A 15677-nucleotide genomic window follows, 5' to 3' on the forward strand; every position below is an offset into this window, starting at 1 on the left:
CATGAAATTAACGCCGTTTAAAAGCCTGTGCCTGATGCTAACCAGCACAGCATTTGCTACCCACGCAGCCATTAATCTGGACCGCACGCGCATTGTTTTTCCAGAAAGCGACAAGGCCAGCAGCCTGAAAGTGGACAATCAGAGCAAGGTGCTGCCTTATCTGGCGCTCTCCTGGATTGAAGATGAAAAGGGACAAAAAGAAGATACGCACTTTATGGCGCTTCCCCCCATTCAACGTATCGAAGCGGGCACCTCGTCGCAGATAAGGATTGTTAAACAAGCCGCTACTCGCCAGCTGCCAGGAGACAGGGAATCGCTGTTTTATTTCAACCTGCGTGAAGTACCGCCAAAAAACACCAGCGCCAGCGAGGAGCGCAGCGTGATGCAGGTAGCAATGCAGAGCCGAATTAAGCTGTTCTGGCGTCCAGAAGCGATTAGCAAAAAATCCGGCGAACTGACTGAAATGCGAATGGAAATTTCCGCCAACGCGGATGGGCTCACGGTCCACAACCCTACGCCGTACTACATCACGCTGGCGTGGCTGAGCAAAAATGCTAAAACCATGCTGCCGGGTTTTGACAGTCTGATGATTGCGCCTTTCGCCACGGCAACCGCGTCTACCGGCGATTACCACGGTAGTTATTACAGCATCGGCTATATCGACGATTACGGTGCCCTGAAAAAAGTCGACGTGCAGTGCACCGGAACGGCGCAATGTAAACTTACCGAACGGAAAATCGATAAAGATGCGAAAGCTCGCTAGTGTCCTGCTTACATTGCTGCTTTCAGCGCTACCTTTGGAAGATGCGATGGCGCTTAACTGTTATCTGGGTGGCTCTGGCGGTTCCGTCGAGGAGACAAAAACGATCTCCCCCTTTGCCATACCCAGCAACGCCCAAATTGGCCAAAAAATATGGGAGTCTGATGACATTAGGATTCCGGTGACGTGTGACAACAACGTCTCGAGCAATTTTAAGCCGGAAGATGTCTTTGCCTGGGTAAATCCTTATCCTACCGCAACCGATCCCTATTATGAGCTGGGCGTCACCTATGAAGGTATAGATTACGATGCTACAGGTCAGCCCAACGGCGTGGATACCCGCCAGTGTCTGGACAACAATAACATCACTATTTACACCCCTGCTCAAATCCGCCAGATGGGTTGGGAGAATCGCATTTGCTCTGGTAATCCGGATGATATCCATATTTCGCGCACGTTCGTCGCCCGATTACGACTTTTCGTGAGAATAAAGGCTGTGCCGCCGCATGGCTATGTCAGTTCGCTCAGCGATTACATCGTTGTGCAATTTGACGGTAAGGGTGGCGTTAATCAGATGGCCGACGCGAAGAACCTGAAGTATCACATCAACGGGCTGCAAAACATTACGGTACTGGATTGCGGGGCGACGTTTAGCATTTACCCTGAGAATCAGGAGATCGACTTCGGCACCTTCAGTGCGCGCGACATTGTGAATCAGCAGAAGCGTATTCGCACGTTTTCAATTCGAACCACCAAAGTGCAGGATGCCCAGTGCTCGGACGGATTTAAGATGGACTCGTCATTTTACACAACCGAAACGCTCAGCGCAGACGACACCGCGGTACTGATAGGGAATGGGTTAAAGCTGCGTATTCTTAACGGAACGGAGCCTTACACATTCAACCAGTACAAGGAATACGCCGATTTTACGGGCGATATGATGAATCTTGAGCAAAACTACACGGCTGAACTTTCGCGGGATGAAGGAAAAGCGATTCAGTCCGGGCCGTTTGAAACCGTGGTACTGTTCAAAATTAACTACCACTAGAAACAAAAAAGCCGGGTTTCCCCGGCTTTTTCACATCAGCATGTTCAGCTGGCTTTACGCTCATGCGCCCGGCGGTATTCAACCAGATCTTCAATCGTCACCACTGGCATATTGTGCAGACGCGCAAAGGTGATGCACTCCGGCGCGCGCGCCATGGTGCCATCATCGTTGGTCAGTTCGCACAGCACGCCTGCGGGTTTGAAGCCAGCCAGCGTCACCAGATCGATGGTCGCTTCGGTATGACCACCACGGGTCAGCACGCCGCCCGGCTGCGCGCGCAGCGGGAAGACATGACCAGGGCGGTGCAGATCGGAGGGTTTTGCACCATCAGCAATCGCTGCACGCACGGTAGTCAGGCGGTCAGCCGCCGACACCCCGGTGGTGACGCCATGTGCCGCTTCAATGGTCACGGTGAAGCCGGTACCAAAGGCGCTTGTGTTGTTTTCAACCATCATCGGCAGATCAAGCTGCTGGCGACGGTCTTCGGTGATGCACAGGCATACGATGCCGCTACCGTGACGGATGGTCAGCGCCATCTGCTCAACGGTCATGTTCTCGGCGGCAAAAATCATGTCGCCTTCGTTTTCACGGTTTTCATCGTCAAGCACCATCACACCGCGGCCTTCGCGCAGTGCATCCAGTGCATGTTCAACACGTTGAGTTGAAGTGCCAAAAGAGGAAAGTAGCGTCTGATTCATGGTAAAAAAACCTCATTAACTTTATGGTTACCAGAATCAGGGCAGTCTTAGGAGCGCCGTACAAGCGGCAAAAAAATAACGTGAGCGGGCCTTGCCCGACTGGATCGTTACTCTCTCCCATCCGGACTCTAACCGTCGGCCCCGGAATTACACCGGATCTGCTGACCTTTGAGAATTCACCCAAAGCGCTCGCGGGCTTTCAGCGTTAAGCTGATTTACCGCCGGTGGGGAATTTCGCCCCGCCCTGAGAATAAGCGAGATAACTATAACGCTATTGATTACCCTGGGCAATGCATAAGCTTCAAACAATTTTGTTTAACCCGCGGCATGACGCGCTACAATAGGCACTAACACCTTTTCATCAAGGGAAACGACAATGATTGACCCAAAAAAAATTGAGCAGATCGCGCGTCAGGTTCATGAGTCCATGCCGAAAGGTATTCGTGAGTTTGGTGATGACGTTGAGAAGAAAATTCGCCAGACGTTGCAGGCACAGTTGGTTCGCCTTGATTTAGTCAGCCGCGAAGAGTTTGACGTGCAGACGCAGGTGCTGCTGCGCACCCGCGAGAAGCTGGCGCTGCTGGAACAGCGTCTGAGCGAGCTGGAGAGCCGCAATGCGCCGGAAGAGGTGAAGCCAGCGCCAGCTATTCCACCGGTGGATGACCAGGCATAGTGCGGTCTGTTGTGCCCGGTGACGGCTACGCCTTACCGGGCCTACATGAACGCGTAGGTCGGGTAAGGCGCAGCCGCCACCCGACATAAAAAAACGGGCCAACTGGCCCGTTTTTTACTGACTGTCTTTCTGGATCTTCTTAATGATGTTGGTGGTTGAACACCCGTCCTCAAAGTTGAGCACCATCACTTCACCGCCATTCGCCCAGACCTCTTCGCTACCTGCGATTTGCTCTGGTTTGTAATCACCGCCCTTCACCAGCAGGTCAGGCAGAATTCCGGCAATCAGGCGCTGCGGAGTGTCTTCTTCAAATGAGACCACCCAGTCCACCGCTTCCAGCGCGCCGAGCACTATCATGCGCTGCTCCAGCGGGTTCACCGGACGCGTTTCACCCTTCAGTCGTTTGGTTGAGGCATCGCTGTTGACCGCCACAATCAGGCGGTCGCCCAGCTTGCGCGCATTCGCCAGATACGAGACATGACCCGCATGCAGGATGTCGAACACGCCGTTCGTCATCACCACTTTTTCACCGCGTTTGCGCGCGGCGGCAACGGCCACTTTCAGCTCGTCTTCGGTCATGACGCCAAAGCCGGTATCCGCACGCCCACGCACCGCATTTTCCAGCTCGATTGGCGAAACGGTGGAGGTTCCGAGTTTACCGACGACCACGCCCGCCGCGGCGTTCGCGAAGTAGCACGCTTCTTCCAGGGAGTTCCCCGCCGCCAGCGTCGCTGCCAGCACGCCGATCACCGTATCACCGGCACCGGTCACGTCGTACACTTCCTGCGCCTGAGTTGGCATATGCAGCGGCGCCTTGCCCGGTTGCAGCAGCGTCATGCCCTGTTCGGAACGGGTCACCAGCAGCGCAGACAGCTCGAAATCAGCGATGATTTTCATGCCGCGCTCAACCAGCTCTTCTTCAGTTTTGCACTTGCCCGCCACCGCTTCGAACTCAGAGAGGTTGGGCGTCAGCAGGGTTGCGCCGCGATAGCGCTCGAAATCGGTGCCTTTCGGGTCGATCAGCACCGGAACGCTGGCTTTGCGCGCCAGCTGGATCATGGTCTGCACGCTCGCCAGCGCACCTTTGGCATAATCAGACAGCACCAGCGCGCCGATATTACCCAGCGCCTGGCTAATACGCTCGTGTAGCGGCTCAGGATCAACGCCTTCGAATCCTTCTTCGAAATCGAGGCGGATCAGCTGCTGGTTACGCGACAGGACGCGAAGCTTGGTGATGGTTGGGTGGGTCGGAACAGAAACGAAGTCGCACTTCACGTTCACGTCCGCCAGCGACTGACTCAGGGCACGCGCCGCATCGTCAATGCCGGTCAGGCCCACCAGACGCGAATGCGCGCCCAGCGAGGCTATGTTCATCGCCACGTTTGCCGCGCCGCCTGGACGCTCTTCAATGGTGTCGACCTTAACTACCGGCACCGGCGCTTCCGGAGAGATACGGCTGGTCGGCCCATACCAGTAGCGATCCAGCATCACATCACCGACAACCATAACTCCAGCACGTTCAAACTCTGGCAGTGTTACTTTCATTCCTGACTCCAGAAAGATTCACAATTTGCGCGCGATAATATCACACTTGTTTTGTTACGCACGGTTCCACCAGCCACTTCTGCCAGCTTGTGGTCACCTGCGCGCGTTCATCGGTGAAACAGTCCAGCGCCACATGGCCCGGCTGTTCCTGTAAGGCCAGATGGTGCAACTCATCACGCAGCGTGGTGTAGGCGCGGGTTAATGCCTGCGCCTCCTGCTCATCCATAATGTCGTTCTGCGCCAGCAGTTCCAGTATGCGCACGTTATCCGACCAGCGGGTCAGCTTCGGCTTATCGTGCGCGTGCAGCAGCACCAGGTACTGAGTGATAAACTCGATATCGGTAATGCCGCCTTCATCGGCTTTAATATCAAAGCGATCGCGATGTTTGTTGCCAAGGTGCGCGCGCATCTTCTCCCGCATTTCCCGCACTTCGGTTTGCAGCGTACTGCCCTCGCGCGGGGTCGTCATGACCGCCTTGCGGATCGCATCGAACTGCGTTTTGAGCTGCGGATCGCCGTATACCACGCGGGCGCGCACCAGCGCCTGATGCTCCCACGTCCAGGCTTCGTTCTTCTGATAGTCGGCGAAAGCCTCCGTCGAGGTGACCAGCATGCCTGCCGCGCCGGACGGGCGCAGACGCGCATCCACTTCATACAGAATGCCGGATGAGGTGCGAGTGCTGAACAGGTGCATGATGCGCTGGGCCAGGCGCAGGTAGAACTGCCGCCCGTCGATTTCACGCTCACCGTCGGTCATCACGTCAACCGGACAGTCGTGGAGGAAAATCAGATCCAGATCGGAGCTGTAGCCCAGCTCCCAGCCGCCCAGCTTGCCGTAACCCACCACCGCAAAACCGCGGCCTTCACGGTCAGCAAGGTGCTTCGGCTGCCCGTAGCGGGCCACCATCTGCACCCACGCCTGGTGGACCACCGCGTCGATGATCGCTTCCGCCAGCCAGGTTAAGTGATCGCTCACTTTCATTACCGGCAGGGTACCGGCGATATCTGCCGCCGCCACGCGCAACATCTGTGCCTGCTTAAACTGACGCAGCGCCTCAAGCTGTTGCTCTTCGTCCTCTTCCGGCACGCGCAGCAGATACTGACGCAGCTCGTCGCGGTAAGCATCCGTCGCCGTCGGCTGATAGAGCGTATTCGGGTCGAGCAGTTCGTCGAGCAGCAGCGGATAACGCGCCAGCTTGTTCGCCACCATCGGGGAGGCGGCGCAAAGGGAAATCAGATGCTTCAGCGCGCCGGGAAACTCACTTAACAGTTCAAGGTAGGTGGTACGCGTGACGATCCCGCTCAGGAGCGGCATCATGCGCGACAGCGGCACCGGCGCATCCTCGCGGGAGCAGACATCGCTCAGCAGATGCGGCATCAGATGATCCAGCACCTGCCGACCGCGCGGGCCAATGGCGCGTTTGTTCAGTTCGAGACGGAAATCAGCAATCAACGCCACCACGCGATGGCGGGCATCGTCGCTTAAGTGCGCCAGCACCGGCGTGGTGTCATCTTCCTGAAGCGCGTCCTGCCACAGTTCGCGCCAGTGCTCGGAGAGCGCATCGTCCTGCGATTCACTTTCGTCGTCGCCGATCAGATCGTTAAAGATGCGGCGCACGCCCGCCATATGCGCTTCCAGCCGTTCCGTCAGCGCTGCCCAGTCATCCACCCGCATCCCCCAGGCCAGACGTGCCCGGTTCAGCTCATCGCCCGGTAACGTCTGGGTCTGTTCGTCGTTGATACTTTGCAGCAGATTTTCCAGACGACGCAGGAAGAGATAAGCGTCACGCAGCGTTTGCGCGTCGCCTTCCGGCAGCAGATGCAGCTGATCGATAGCGCTGAGCGTCGGCAACAGCGAGCGGGATTGCAGAGAAGGTTCGCGCCCGCCGCGTATCAGCTGGAAGACCTGGACGATAAATTCGATCTCACGAATACCGCCCGCGCCGAGCTTGATGTTGTCCTTCAGGCCACGGCGACGCACCTCGCGGGCAATCATCCCTTTCATATTTCGCAGGGACTGGATCACGCTAAAGTCGATGTAGCGGCGGAACACGAACGGGCGCAGCATGGCGCGCAGCTCGTTGGCGTAGGCATCGTCGCTGTCGCCCATGATCCGCGCTTTGACCATCGCGTAACGCTCCCAGTCGCGCCCCTGCTCCTGGTAATAATCTTCCAGCGCGGCAAAGCTCAGCACCAGTGGCCCGCTGTCGCCAAACGGACGCAGACGCATGTCCACGCGGTAGACAAAACCATCCTGGGTGGGCTGATCCAGCGCCTTAATCAGCCGCTGGCCGAGGCGGGTAAAGAACTGGGCGTTGTCCAGCTCGCGACGACCGCCGCGCGTGGTGCCGTTCTCCGGCCAGGCAAAAATCAGGTCGATGTCTGAGGAAAAATTGAGCTCGCAGCCGCCCAGCTTGCCCATCCCCAGAATCAACAGCGGTTGCGGAACCCCGTCTTCGCTGCACGGCGTGCCCCACTCTTTACAGCAGGCGGCGTAGAGCCAGTCCCGCGCGGCGACGATCAGCGTCTGCGCCAGCTCGCTCAACTGCTGCAAGGTGCTCTCTTCACTCACCAGCTCCAGCGCCTGCGCCCAGGCAATGCGTACCATCACCCGGCGGCGGAACTGACGCAGAACGCGCATCAGCGTGGGTTCATCTGCCACCTCTGCCAGCGCGGTTTGCAGCCAGCCAGCATAATGCCGCCACTCGTCAGCCTGCGGCGGCGCGCTTTCCAGCGCTGCCAGCCAGTCCGGGTTAGCGCTGACGCTCTCCTGCACAAAATCACTGAACGTGAGCACGCTTTTCGCCTGCTCGCTTAACGATGACGCGGGTAACGACTCAGGCAGGCGTTCGCAAACGGTCTGCCAGTGCTGCTGTAACTGCGAAGAAAGCGGCATATCAGGGGTTCCTTGCCAGAATTAACGTTTTCCGCTGTGCAGCCAGTACGGATCCTGCGAAATGGCCTCATTGCGGAAATGCTCGATCTCAATCTGCTGACGGGTCTCGATGGCATGCTTAAGCCCCTGCCAGTTCTCCAGCCAGGCCTGCGCCTTCACGCCCTCATACGCACCTGACAGCAGCAACATGCTGTCGATGTTACGCGCCAGGCGGGGAAGCTGATCGCCATACTGGTCGCCCAGCGGATGCGCGAAGGTGGTTCGCAGCTCGGCCGCGTGACGGGAGAGGTGGATATCCGCAAAACGTTTGAAGTTTTCCGCGATTTTAGTCTGCCCTTTCGCATCGAGGAAAATGCGCCAGCCGCGCGTCACCAGAAATTCGGTCAACGCCAGTTTCGCGCTGGCGTTTTGCGGGCTGTAGATCGCCGTTTGTGCCGACACGTCAGAAAGCATCAGCGTTTCGGTTTGAGTGAGCAGATCACGTAAGTGAGCACTGGCTTTACGCGGTACAATACCGCCGAACAGCGCCAGGGTGTGACGCACCAGCCCCATAGCAGCGAGCACCTGTTTTTTGGCATTTTTGACGTTACGCGCCCACAGCTCCTCGTGGTACTGCCACTGAGAGAGCGCCAGCTCCAGCGCCGCTTCCATGCCCTGCTCAACGGAGGCTTTCGGCACAACGCGCAGAATCGGGGTTTCTCGCAGCACGCGCGGCGCATTCCCGGCGGCCAGGTGATAGCCGCGCGCCGCTTTACTCAGGCTGCCCTGACGCAGGCCAGGCTGGTTTACCAGCTTGCGCGCCAGCTTCAGCACGTCGCTCGCGTCGCCTTCCAGCAGTTCGAGTTCCAATTCGCAGATCGGCTCCTGCTCTTCACCAGCCTTAATTTCACCTCGATCAAACGCAATCTCAATGCGGCTCTTGCCTTCCGTCACCAGCCATTTCTCGCGCCAGAAATCGGTGCTGAACAGCGGTTGCGCCTCTGCCGACAGCGTTGCGGGCAGCGTCCCTTCCGGCCACACTTCCGCCGGAAAACGATCCAGCTCAAGTTCTGGCTTACTGATGTCGATATTGTATTCCGGACGCTGGTGCAAACCGCCCACCACGCGACCGGCGATTTTCATCGTCATCTCGTAGCGCCCGTTCGCACCACGGATGCGCAGGCCCATATCGTGGTTGCGCAGCCAGTTGTCCGGCGTTTCGTAATAGATGTTGAGCAGCTGTACGGGTTCATGGTGCTCGCCGGACAGCGTATTCAGATGCTGGCGGAGCGCGTCAGCGCTGTCTTTTTCGACGATAAACTTTAATTCGATCTCTTGTGCCATAGCCTTGTACTTTTGCGTGCGTCACAGACGCGTCGATGAAGGCGAACTTCCTCGCCATTTGTTTGTCAGTACATAGTATTTTGCGCCAAATTGCCACGCAATGAGCAATTTGACGGGCGTAAAAGTTTAAAGCGGTGGAAATCATGACACAGATGATTCCGATTGATGATGAATCCTTTGCGTAGCGACACTGATACCACTACTATCGTTCCACTTTTTATGAAAATAACGACTGATATGCTTAAATTACGCCTGATTGGACTTACTTTACTCGCTTTTAGCGCCGCAACCGCGGTCCACGCTGAAGAGAAACGTTACGTTTCTGATGAACTGAATACCTGGGTACGCAGCGGCCCTGGAGACAATTATCGCCTCGTGGGTACGGTAAATGCCGGCGAGGAAGTGACTCTGCTGCAAACTAACGCAGACACCAATTACGGTCAGGTTCGTGACAGCTCTGGCCGCACCTCATGGATCCCGCTGAAAGAGCTAAGCACAGTGCCAAGCCTGCGCACCCGCGTGCCGGATCTGGAAAATCAGGTGAAAACCCTGACCGATAAGCTGAACAACATTGACGGTACCTGGAACCAGCGCACCGCAGAGATGCAGCAGAAAGTGGCGCAAAGCGACAGCGTGATCGCCGGCCTGAAAGACGAAAATCAGAAGCTGAAAAATGAGCTGATCGTCGCACAGAAGAAAGTAAACGCCGCTAATCTACAGCTGGATGACAAACAACGCACCATCATCATGCAGTGGTTTATGTATGGCGGCGGCGTACTGGGCGTCGGTCTGGTGCTGGGTCTGGTGCTTCCTCACCTTATCCCAAGCCGTAAACGTAAAGACCGCTGGATGAACTAACTCGTCTTCTCTGCCACACTTACGTATCATCTTGCGAAAAGAGAAAACGGGAGTGTTGGCGTGAAGAGTTATCTGGTCGGTGGTGCGGTACGTGATGCGTTATTAGGTCTGCCGGTCAAAGATAAAGATTGGGTCGTGGTCGGTGCCACGCCCGAAGCGATGATTGACGCGGGCTACCAGCAGGTAGGCCGCGATTTTCCTGTGTTCCTCCATCCGAAAAGCCGCGAAGAGTACGCCCTGGCGCGTACCGAACGGAAATCGGGTTCCGGTTATACCGGCTTCACCTGCTATGCCGCGCCGGATGTCACGCTGGAGCAGGACTTAATGCGCCGCGATCTCACCATTAACGCCCTGGCGCAGGACGAAAACGGACATATCATCGACGCCTACGGCGGCCAGAACGATCTGCGCGATCGTCTTTTACGCCATATTTCCCCCGCCTTTTCTGAAGATCCGCTTCGCGTACTGCGCGTGGCGCGTTTTGCCGCCCGTTATGCCCATCTGAGCTTCCGTATCGCCGACGAGACGATGGCGCTGATGACGGCCATGACCGACGCGGGCGAGCTGGAACACCTGACGCCAGAACGCGTCTGGAAAGAGACCGAAAACGCCCTGACTACCCGTAATCCACAGGTCTTTTTCCAGGTTCTGCGCGACTGCGGGGCGCTGAAAGTGCTGTTCCCGGAAATAGACGCGCTGTTTGGCGTGCCCGCCCCGGCGAAATGGCACCCGGAAATTGATACCGGCATTCACACCCTGATGACGCTTAGCATGGCCGCTATGCTCAGCCCTGAAGTGGACGTGCGCTTTTCCACCCTCTGCCATGACCTCGGCAAAGGTTTAACGCCAAAGGAGTTGTGGCCACGCCACCACGGGCACGGTCCGGCTGGCGTAAAGCTGGTTGAAGGGCTTTGCCAGCGCCTGCGCGTGCCGAATGACATTCGCGATCTGGCAAAACTGGTCGCCGAGTTCCACGACCTGATCCACACCTTCCCGATCCTGAAACCCGCCACCATCGTCAGGCTGTTCGATAACATCGACGCCTGGCGCAAGCCGCAGCGCGTGGAGCAAATTGCGCTGACCAGCGAAGCGGACGTGCGCGGCCGTACCGGGTTTGAAGCGTCCGATTATCCGCAGGGTCGTTTGCTGCGCGAGGCGTGGGAAATCGCAAAAGCGGTGCCAACGAAAGAGGTGGTGGAGGCAGGGTTTAAAGGCCCGGAGATCCGCGAAGAGCTGACGAAACGGCGGATTGATGCGGTTGCGGCGTGGAAGGAAAAACGTTGCCCTCAGCCGAAAGACTGAGGGCGGGCGGTCATCAGAAGAAGACCACGTACACGGCAGCCGCGACGATAAAGCGGTAGATCGCGAACGGAATAAACGAGATACGCTTAATCAGTTGCAGGAAGGTTTTGATGGCAATCAGCGCCACGATAAAGGCGGTGATAAAGCCCACGGCGAACATCGGAATGTCGCCTACGGTCAGGAAGCCGATGCTTTTGTAGAGATCCAGTGCGGTGGCGCCCATCATCATCGGTACCGCCAGCAGGAACGAGAACTCAGACGCCGCGTAACGGCTCACGCCCATCAGCATCCCGCCGGAAATGGTTGCCCCTGAACGGGAGAAGCCCGGCCACAGCGCCAGACACTGGAAGCAGCCAATCATAAACGCCTGGCGATACGTCATATCGTCCAGACCTTCTGCACGCGGGGTTTTTGGCTTCAGCACTTCGGCGGCAATCAGCAGGAAGCCGCCGACAACCAGCGCGTACATCACGTTAATCGGGTTGAAAAGCGATTTTATGGTGTCGTGGAACACCAGCCCCAGCACCACCGCCGGGATCATCCCCAGCAGAATATGAATCAGCGTCAGGCGCCCCTTGCCCTCTCCTTCACGCTGCGGTAAACGCCCGAAGTGGATGCCGATCAGACCAAACAGACGACGCCAGAACATGACGACCACCGCCAGAATAGAGCCCAGCTGAATCACCACCTCAAACGTCTTTGCGGTATCGCCTTCAAAGCCCAGGAGATGGCCAACGATAATCATATGGCCCGTACTGGACACCGGCAAAAACTCCGTCAATCCTTCGACCACACCCAGAATTGCCGCCACCAGCAGCGAGTGCATATCGCTCATCTATAAACCCCTAAAAAGATATAAAAAAACGGTGTCCCACGCGGACAACCGTGAAAGATACAGCTTTAAGACCGATATAACCTAAAATGGTTTAGCAATTATGACGTTAAATCTTTCCTTTCAGATTTGTGCCACGCTCGATAATCACGCCCACATTGGCGGCGCGCGCCACCGCGCCCGGCTTGCTTAGTTTGATGCGCACCCACGGGGAGTTAAATTTGCTCAGTAGCAGGTCCGCTACCTCTTCCGCCACGCGTTCCACCAGCGCAAATCGTTGCCCTTCCACGTGGCCGATGACCGCTTCACTGATGTCGGCGTAGCTCAGACAGTCATTCACATCATCGCTTTTTGCTGACTTGCGGTTATCCCAGCCCATTTCGATATCGAACACCAGTTTCTGCTCGATGGTCTGTTCCCAGTCGTAAACACCAATTGTGGTGATTACCGAAAGTTGCTCTATAAATACAATATCCATCACGACCTGCCTGTTTTTTGGCTAAACCGGATACCACTTCCGGCGAATTATGCGTATTATCCACAGATGCTGAGAATACAGATACATTTTCAAAACGGAACAGCGTTATGAGTGCAATCGCGCCTGGAATGATTATCCTCGCCTACCTTTGCGGCTCAATCTCCAGCGCCATTCTGGTCTGCCGCATCGCCGGGTTGCCTGACCCGCGTGAAAGTGGTTCCGGGAATCCCGGGGCGACCAATGTACTACGAATTGGCGGCAAGGGAGCAGCCGTAGCGGTTTTGATTTTTGATGTTCTGAAAGGAATGCTCCCCGTCTGGGGTGCGTATGCGCTGGGCGTCACACCCTTCTGGCTGGGGCTGATTGCTATCGCCGCCTGCGTCGGCCATATCTGGCCCGTTTTCTTTGGTTTTAAAGGCGGTAAAGGCGTTGCAACCGCGTTTGGCGCGATTGCGCCGATCGGCTGGGATCTCACTGGCGTGATGGCGGGCACCTGGCTGCTGACCATCCTGCTGAGCGGCTATTCATCGCTGGGCGCCATCGTCAGCGCGCTGATCGCTCCGTTTTATGTCTGGTGGTTTAAACCGCAGTTTACCTTCCCGGTATCGATGCTCTCGTGCCTGATCCTGCTGCGTCATCATGACAACATTCAGCGCCTGTGGCGTCGCCAGGAGACCAAGATCTGGACGAAGCTCAAGCGTAAAAAGAAAGACGCTCAGTAAACCGTTCGTTATGCCTTATAACCAAATGTGATTTTTGTCCCCTTCTGCCTGTGGTAACTGTTAGGTACACAACACAACCACATAAAAGAAAATGGCAGAAATCACAGACACAACTCCCCTCCCAACGGCAGGAAACACCCCGGATGGCGACATCAAGTGGGTACGCAGCGCATCGGACGTTTCACGTCTCGTTAATGACGGCTCTCAGGGCCGGGCCAATGCCCGCATCGTGGTCGGTATCGCGCTCGGGGGAATTTTTCTCGATGCCTACGATCTCGGCGCACTGGCATTCGGCATCAAAGACATCACCCGCGAATTTAACCTGACGCCCGCTGGTACCGGCATGGTGGCTTCAGCCATTACCTTTGGTGCCATTGTCGGGGCGCTGCTTGGCGGCTATCTTACGGATAAAATCGGGCGCTACCGCGTCTTTATGGCCGACATGGTGTTCTTTGTCGTCGCCGCCATCGCCTGTGCGCTGGCTCCGAACGAATATGTGCTGGCGGGCGCGCGCTTTGTGATGGGTCTTGGCGTCGGGATCGACCTTCCCGTGGCGATGGCGTTTCTCAGCGAGTTCGCCAGGCTGAAAGGCCCGGGGAATAAAGCCTCCAGCGTGGCAATGTGGTGCCCCACCTGGTATGCGGCCATCAGCATCTCTTATCTTCTGGTGCTCTTCTTCTACGCCGTGCTGCCGGAAGGCCACAGCGACTGGCTCTGGCGTCTGATCCTTGGCTTCGGCGCGGTGCCCGCGCTGGTGATTATCGCCATCCGCAGCCGCTATATGAGCGAATCCCCGGTCTGGGCGGCGAATCAGGGCAATCTGAAGGAGGCGGCGTCCATCCTGCGGCAGTCGTACAACATTAATGCCCACGTGCCGCAGGATGCGCTTGACCAGCCCGCGCCGGTGGTCAATAAGGCAAAATGGTCGAACTACCTGAATCTGTTCCGCGGTATCTACCTGCGGCGTACCACGCTCGCCACGCTGCTGTCGGTTGTCTCCTCGTTCGCCTATAACGCCGTAGCCTTTGGCCTGCCGGTGATCATCTCCAGCTTCTTTGTGCAGTCGATGCTGACCACCATTCTGATCTCGCTGGCGCTTAACCTGCTGTTTGCGTTTGTCGGCGGGCTGCTGGCAGTGCGCTATGTTCCGCGCTTCGGCGCGTGGCGGATGTCACTGGCGGGTTACGCCTGCCAGCTGGTGGCGCTGCTCGGTCTGGCGCTGATTGGCCGCCCTGACGGGGCCACGGAAGGCGTGGTCGCCGTCGCGATGCTGGCGCTGTTCCTGTTTGGCCAGGGTTTTGGTCCGGGTGCGCATACCATGACGTTTGCCTCCTTGAGCTACCCGACCTCGCTGCGCGGCGTGGGCGTGGGGCTTAACCAGACGCTGATGCGCAGCAGTTCAACGCTGTCACTGTTTCTGTTCCCGCTACTGGTCGCGTCGCTGGATACCGCCGTGTTCTGGGTGATTGCGCTGGCGCCGTTTATCGGCCTGGTATCGCTGCTGGCGATCCGCTGGGAGCCGTCGGGGTATGATGTGGATGCAGAGGATTATCGTTAACCTTTCTTGCCGGGTGACGCTGCGCTTACCCGGCCTACATTACTGAAACCGGCTCACATGAGCCGGTTTTTTATCCATAAGCGACTCATATGACAGCCTTCATTTCCGCCAGGGCATACTGAAACGTACCCCGATAGTGTGGAAATGGAAGCACCATGTTAGCAACTCAGGTCACTGATAATTCATACAAAGGATGGCAGGCCACGCTTGCCCTCCAGTTTTGTTATACCCCTGAGAAAACCCTCCTCCATTCCGCGCGTCACACCGGGCCGCTCACCGTTCAGCGCCCGTTTTACCCTGAAGGCGAGACCTGCCATCTTTACCTGCTGCATCCACCAGGCGGGATTGTGGGCGGGGATACGCTGGATATTTCCGTGCGGCTCGACGCCAAAAGCCATGCCCTCATCACCATGCCCGGCGCCAGCAAGTTCTATCGCAGCAGCGGCCCGCTGGCCTGTCTGAATCAGCATTTTTACCTCGACGAAGAGGCCACGCTGGAGTGGCTGCCGCAGGACACCATAATTTTCCCCGGCGCTAACGCCGCGCTGCGTTCCGTCTTCCATCTTAAGGCCACCAGCACGCTGCTGGCGTGGGAGCTGTACTGTCTGGGCCGTCCGGTGATAAACGAAACCTTCAGCCACGGCACGCTGGAGAGCCGCCTTGAGGTGTGGGTGGATGGCGAGCCGCGTTTGATTGAGCGACTGCATCTTAACGATGGCGATCTGTCGCCCGTCGCAGGCCATCCGTGGGTCGGCACGCTGCTGTTCTACCCGGCCCGGGAAGCTCATCTTGATACAGTGCGCGAGCGGCTCGCCCCGCTGGAAAACTTTGGCGGGGCGACGCTCACCGACGACCTGCTGTCGGTGCGTTTTCTCTCCCACGACAACCTCATTTGCCAGCGGGTGATGCGCGATATCTGGCAGTCGCTTCGCCCGCTTTTAACCCCCAAAACCGCCTGTTCGCCGCGTATCTGGCAGACATAAG

14 protein-coding genes and 1 riboswitch are annotated in these 15677 nt (G+C 57.2%); of the genes, 8 read left to right on the plus strand and 6 right to left on the minus strand.

Annotated features, from left to right (window positions below):
• Position 1: 1 nt before the first annotated feature.
• Both BFV65_RS18055 and BFV65_RS18060 read left to right on the plus strand, forming a co-directional pair.
• Entirely contained in the window at positions 2–763 is a 762-nt protein-coding gene (locus BFV65_RS18055) for a fimbrial biogenesis chaperone (RefSeq protein ID WP_022649433.1), read from the plus strand.
• Complete coding sequence (locus BFV65_RS18060; protein WP_058646834.1) at positions 747–1808, plus strand: type 1 fimbrial protein; 1062 nt, start codon at positions 747–749, stop codon at positions 1806–1808. Before BFV65_RS18055 ends, BFV65_RS18060 begins: the two co-directional genes overlap by 17 nt.
• Positions 1809–1852: 44 nt before the next feature.
• Here BFV65_RS18060 and ribB read toward each other — a convergent pair whose 3' ends face one another.
• Entirely contained in the window at positions 1853–2506 is a 654-nt protein-coding gene (ribB, locus tag BFV65_RS18065) for a 3,4-dihydroxy-2-butanone-4-phosphate synthase (protein ID WP_003862538.1), read from the minus strand.
• 105 nt (positions 2507–2611) lie between these two features.
• Positions 2612–2762, minus strand: a riboswitch (FMN riboswitch).
• A gap of 120 nt (positions 2763–2882) precedes the next feature.
• On the opposite strand from ribB, the gene ubiK reads away from it, so the two are divergent.
• Positions 2883–3179: a ubiquinone biosynthesis accessory factor UbiK gene (gene ubiK / locus BFV65_RS18070; protein WP_000566823.1), complete on the plus strand. Its 297-nt coding sequence runs from the start codon at positions 2883–2885 to the stop codon at positions 3177–3179.
• Between the two features lie 114 nt (positions 3180–3293).
• Here ubiK and hldE read toward each other — a convergent pair whose 3' ends face one another.
• The 3 genes from hldE to BFV65_RS18085 are packed head-to-tail and all read right to left on the minus strand — an operon-like array spanning position 3294 to position 8943.
• A complete protein-coding gene (gene hldE / locus BFV65_RS18075) occupies positions 3294–4724 on the minus strand; it encodes a bifunctional D-glycero-beta-D-manno-heptose-7-phosphate kinase/D-glycero-beta-D-manno-heptose 1-phosphate adenylyltransferase HldE (RefSeq protein WP_015571898.1) in 1431 nt (476 codons plus the stop codon).
• 40 nt (positions 4725–4764) lie between these two features.
• Positions 4765–7620 carry a bifunctional [glutamate--ammonia ligase]-adenylyl-L-tyrosine phosphorylase/[glutamate--ammonia-ligase] adenylyltransferase gene (gene glnE, locus BFV65_RS18080; RefSeq protein ID WP_069596968.1) on the minus strand — a complete coding sequence of 952 codons (2856 nt, stop codon included), beginning with the start codon at positions 7618–7620 and terminating at the stop codon, positions 4765–4767.
• Positions 7621–7641: 21 nt separating this feature from the next.
• Positions 7642–8943, minus strand: a complete 1302-nt coding sequence (locus tag BFV65_RS18085; protein WP_048965605.1) for a CYTH domain-containing protein — start codon at positions 8941–8943, stop codon at positions 7642–7644.
• 237 nt (positions 8944–9180) lie between these two features.
• Between BFV65_RS18085 and BFV65_RS18090 the strand changes: the two genes are divergently transcribed.
• Complete coding sequence (locus BFV65_RS18090; protein WP_001303390.1) at positions 9181–9801, plus strand: TIGR04211 family SH3 domain-containing protein; 621 nt, start codon at positions 9181–9183, stop codon at positions 9799–9801.
• A 60-nt stretch (positions 9802–9861) separates the two neighbouring features.
• Complete coding sequence (locus BFV65_RS18095) at positions 9862–11103, plus strand: multifunctional CCA addition/repair protein (protein ID WP_069596969.1); 1242 nt, start codon at positions 9862–9864, stop codon at positions 11101–11103.
• Between the two features lie 13 nt (positions 11104–11116).
• On the opposite strand, the gene bacA is transcribed toward BFV65_RS18095, so the two are convergent.
• Together bacA and folB are read right to left on the minus strand one after the other, a co-directional pair.
• Positions 11117–11938: an undecaprenyl-diphosphate phosphatase gene (bacA, locus tag BFV65_RS18100; RefSeq protein WP_003862545.1), complete on the minus strand. Its 822-nt coding sequence runs from the start codon at positions 11936–11938 to the stop codon at positions 11117–11119.
• A gap of 106 nt (positions 11939–12044) precedes the next feature.
• Positions 12045–12413 (minus strand): bifunctional dihydroneopterin aldolase/7,8-dihydroneopterin epimerase, encoded by a 369-nt coding sequence (folB, locus tag BFV65_RS18105; protein ID WP_063149085.1) that lies wholly within the window; start codon positions 12411–12413, stop codon positions 12045–12047.
• Between the two features lie 107 nt (positions 12414–12520).
• Here folB and plsY point away from each other — a divergent pair, with 107 nt between their 5' ends.
• The 3 genes from plsY to BFV65_RS18120 all read left to right on the plus strand — a co-directional run bounded on the left by plsY (position 12521) and on the right by BFV65_RS18120 (position 15676).
• A complete protein-coding gene (plsY, locus tag BFV65_RS18110; protein ID WP_022649440.1) occupies positions 12521–13135 on the plus strand; it encodes a glycerol-3-phosphate 1-O-acyltransferase PlsY in 615 nt (204 codons plus the stop codon).
• Between the two features lie 91 nt (positions 13136–13226).
• Positions 13227–14693 (plus strand): MFS transporter, encoded by a 1467-nt coding sequence (locus tag BFV65_RS18115; protein ID WP_023306976.1) that lies wholly within the window; start codon positions 13227–13229, stop codon positions 14691–14693.
• A 155-nt stretch (positions 14694–14848) separates the two neighbouring features.
• On the plus strand, positions 14849–15676 hold the full coding sequence (locus BFV65_RS18120; RefSeq protein WP_063149084.1) for an urease accessory protein UreD: 828 nt from the start codon (positions 14849–14851) through the stop codon (positions 15674–15676).
• Position 15677: the final 1 nt, after the last annotated feature.

It is taken from the genome of Enterobacter hormaechei subsp. hoffmannii (assembly GCF_001729745.1).
Taxonomy (GTDB): Bacteria; Pseudomonadota; Gammaproteobacteria; order Enterobacterales; family Enterobacteriaceae; genus Enterobacter; species Enterobacter intestinihominis.

Coding starts and splice junctions, on each gene's coding strand:
- BFV65_RS18055 (WP_022649433.1), top strand. CDS start 2: ATGAAATTAACGCCGTTTAAAAGCCTGTGCCTGATGCTAACCAGCACA.
- BFV65_RS18060 (WP_058646834.1), top strand. CDS start 747: ATGCGAAAGCTCGCTAGTGTCCTGCTTACATTGCTGCTTTCAGCGCTA.
- ribB (WP_003862538.1), bottom strand. CDS start 2,506: ATGAATCAGACGCTACTTTCCTCTTTTGGCACTTCAACTCAACGTGTT.
- ubiK (WP_000566823.1), top strand. CDS start 2,883: ATGATTGACCCAAAAAAAATTGAGCAGATCGCGCGTCAGGTTCATGAG.
- hldE (WP_015571898.1), bottom strand. CDS start 4,724: ATGAAAGTAACACTGCCAGAGTTTGAACGTGCTGGAGTTATGGTTGTC.
- glnE (WP_069596968.1), bottom strand. CDS start 7,620: ATGCCGCTTTCTTCGCAGTTACAGCAGCACTGGCAGACCGTTTGCGAA.
- BFV65_RS18085 (WP_048965605.1), bottom strand. CDS start 8,943: ATGGCACAAGAGATCGAATTAAAGTTTATCGTCGAAAAAGACAGCGCT.
- BFV65_RS18090 (WP_001303390.1), top strand. CDS start 9,181: ATGCTTAAATTACGCCTGATTGGACTTACTTTACTCGCTTTTAGCGCC.
- bacA (WP_003862545.1), bottom strand. CDS start 11,938: ATGAGCGATATGCACTCGCTGCTGGTGGCGGCAATTCTGGGTGTGGTC.
- folB (WP_063149085.1), bottom strand. CDS start 12,413: ATGGATATTGTATTTATAGAGCAACTTTCGGTAATCACCACAATTGGT.
- plsY (WP_022649440.1), top strand. CDS start 12,521: ATGAGTGCAATCGCGCCTGGAATGATTATCCTCGCCTACCTTTGCGGC.
- BFV65_RS18115 (WP_023306976.1), top strand. CDS start 13,227: ATGGCAGAAATCACAGACACAACTCCCCTCCCAACGGCAGGAAACACC.
- BFV65_RS18120 (WP_063149084.1), top strand. CDS start 14,849: ATGTTAGCAACTCAGGTCACTGATAATTCATACAAAGGATGGCAGGCC.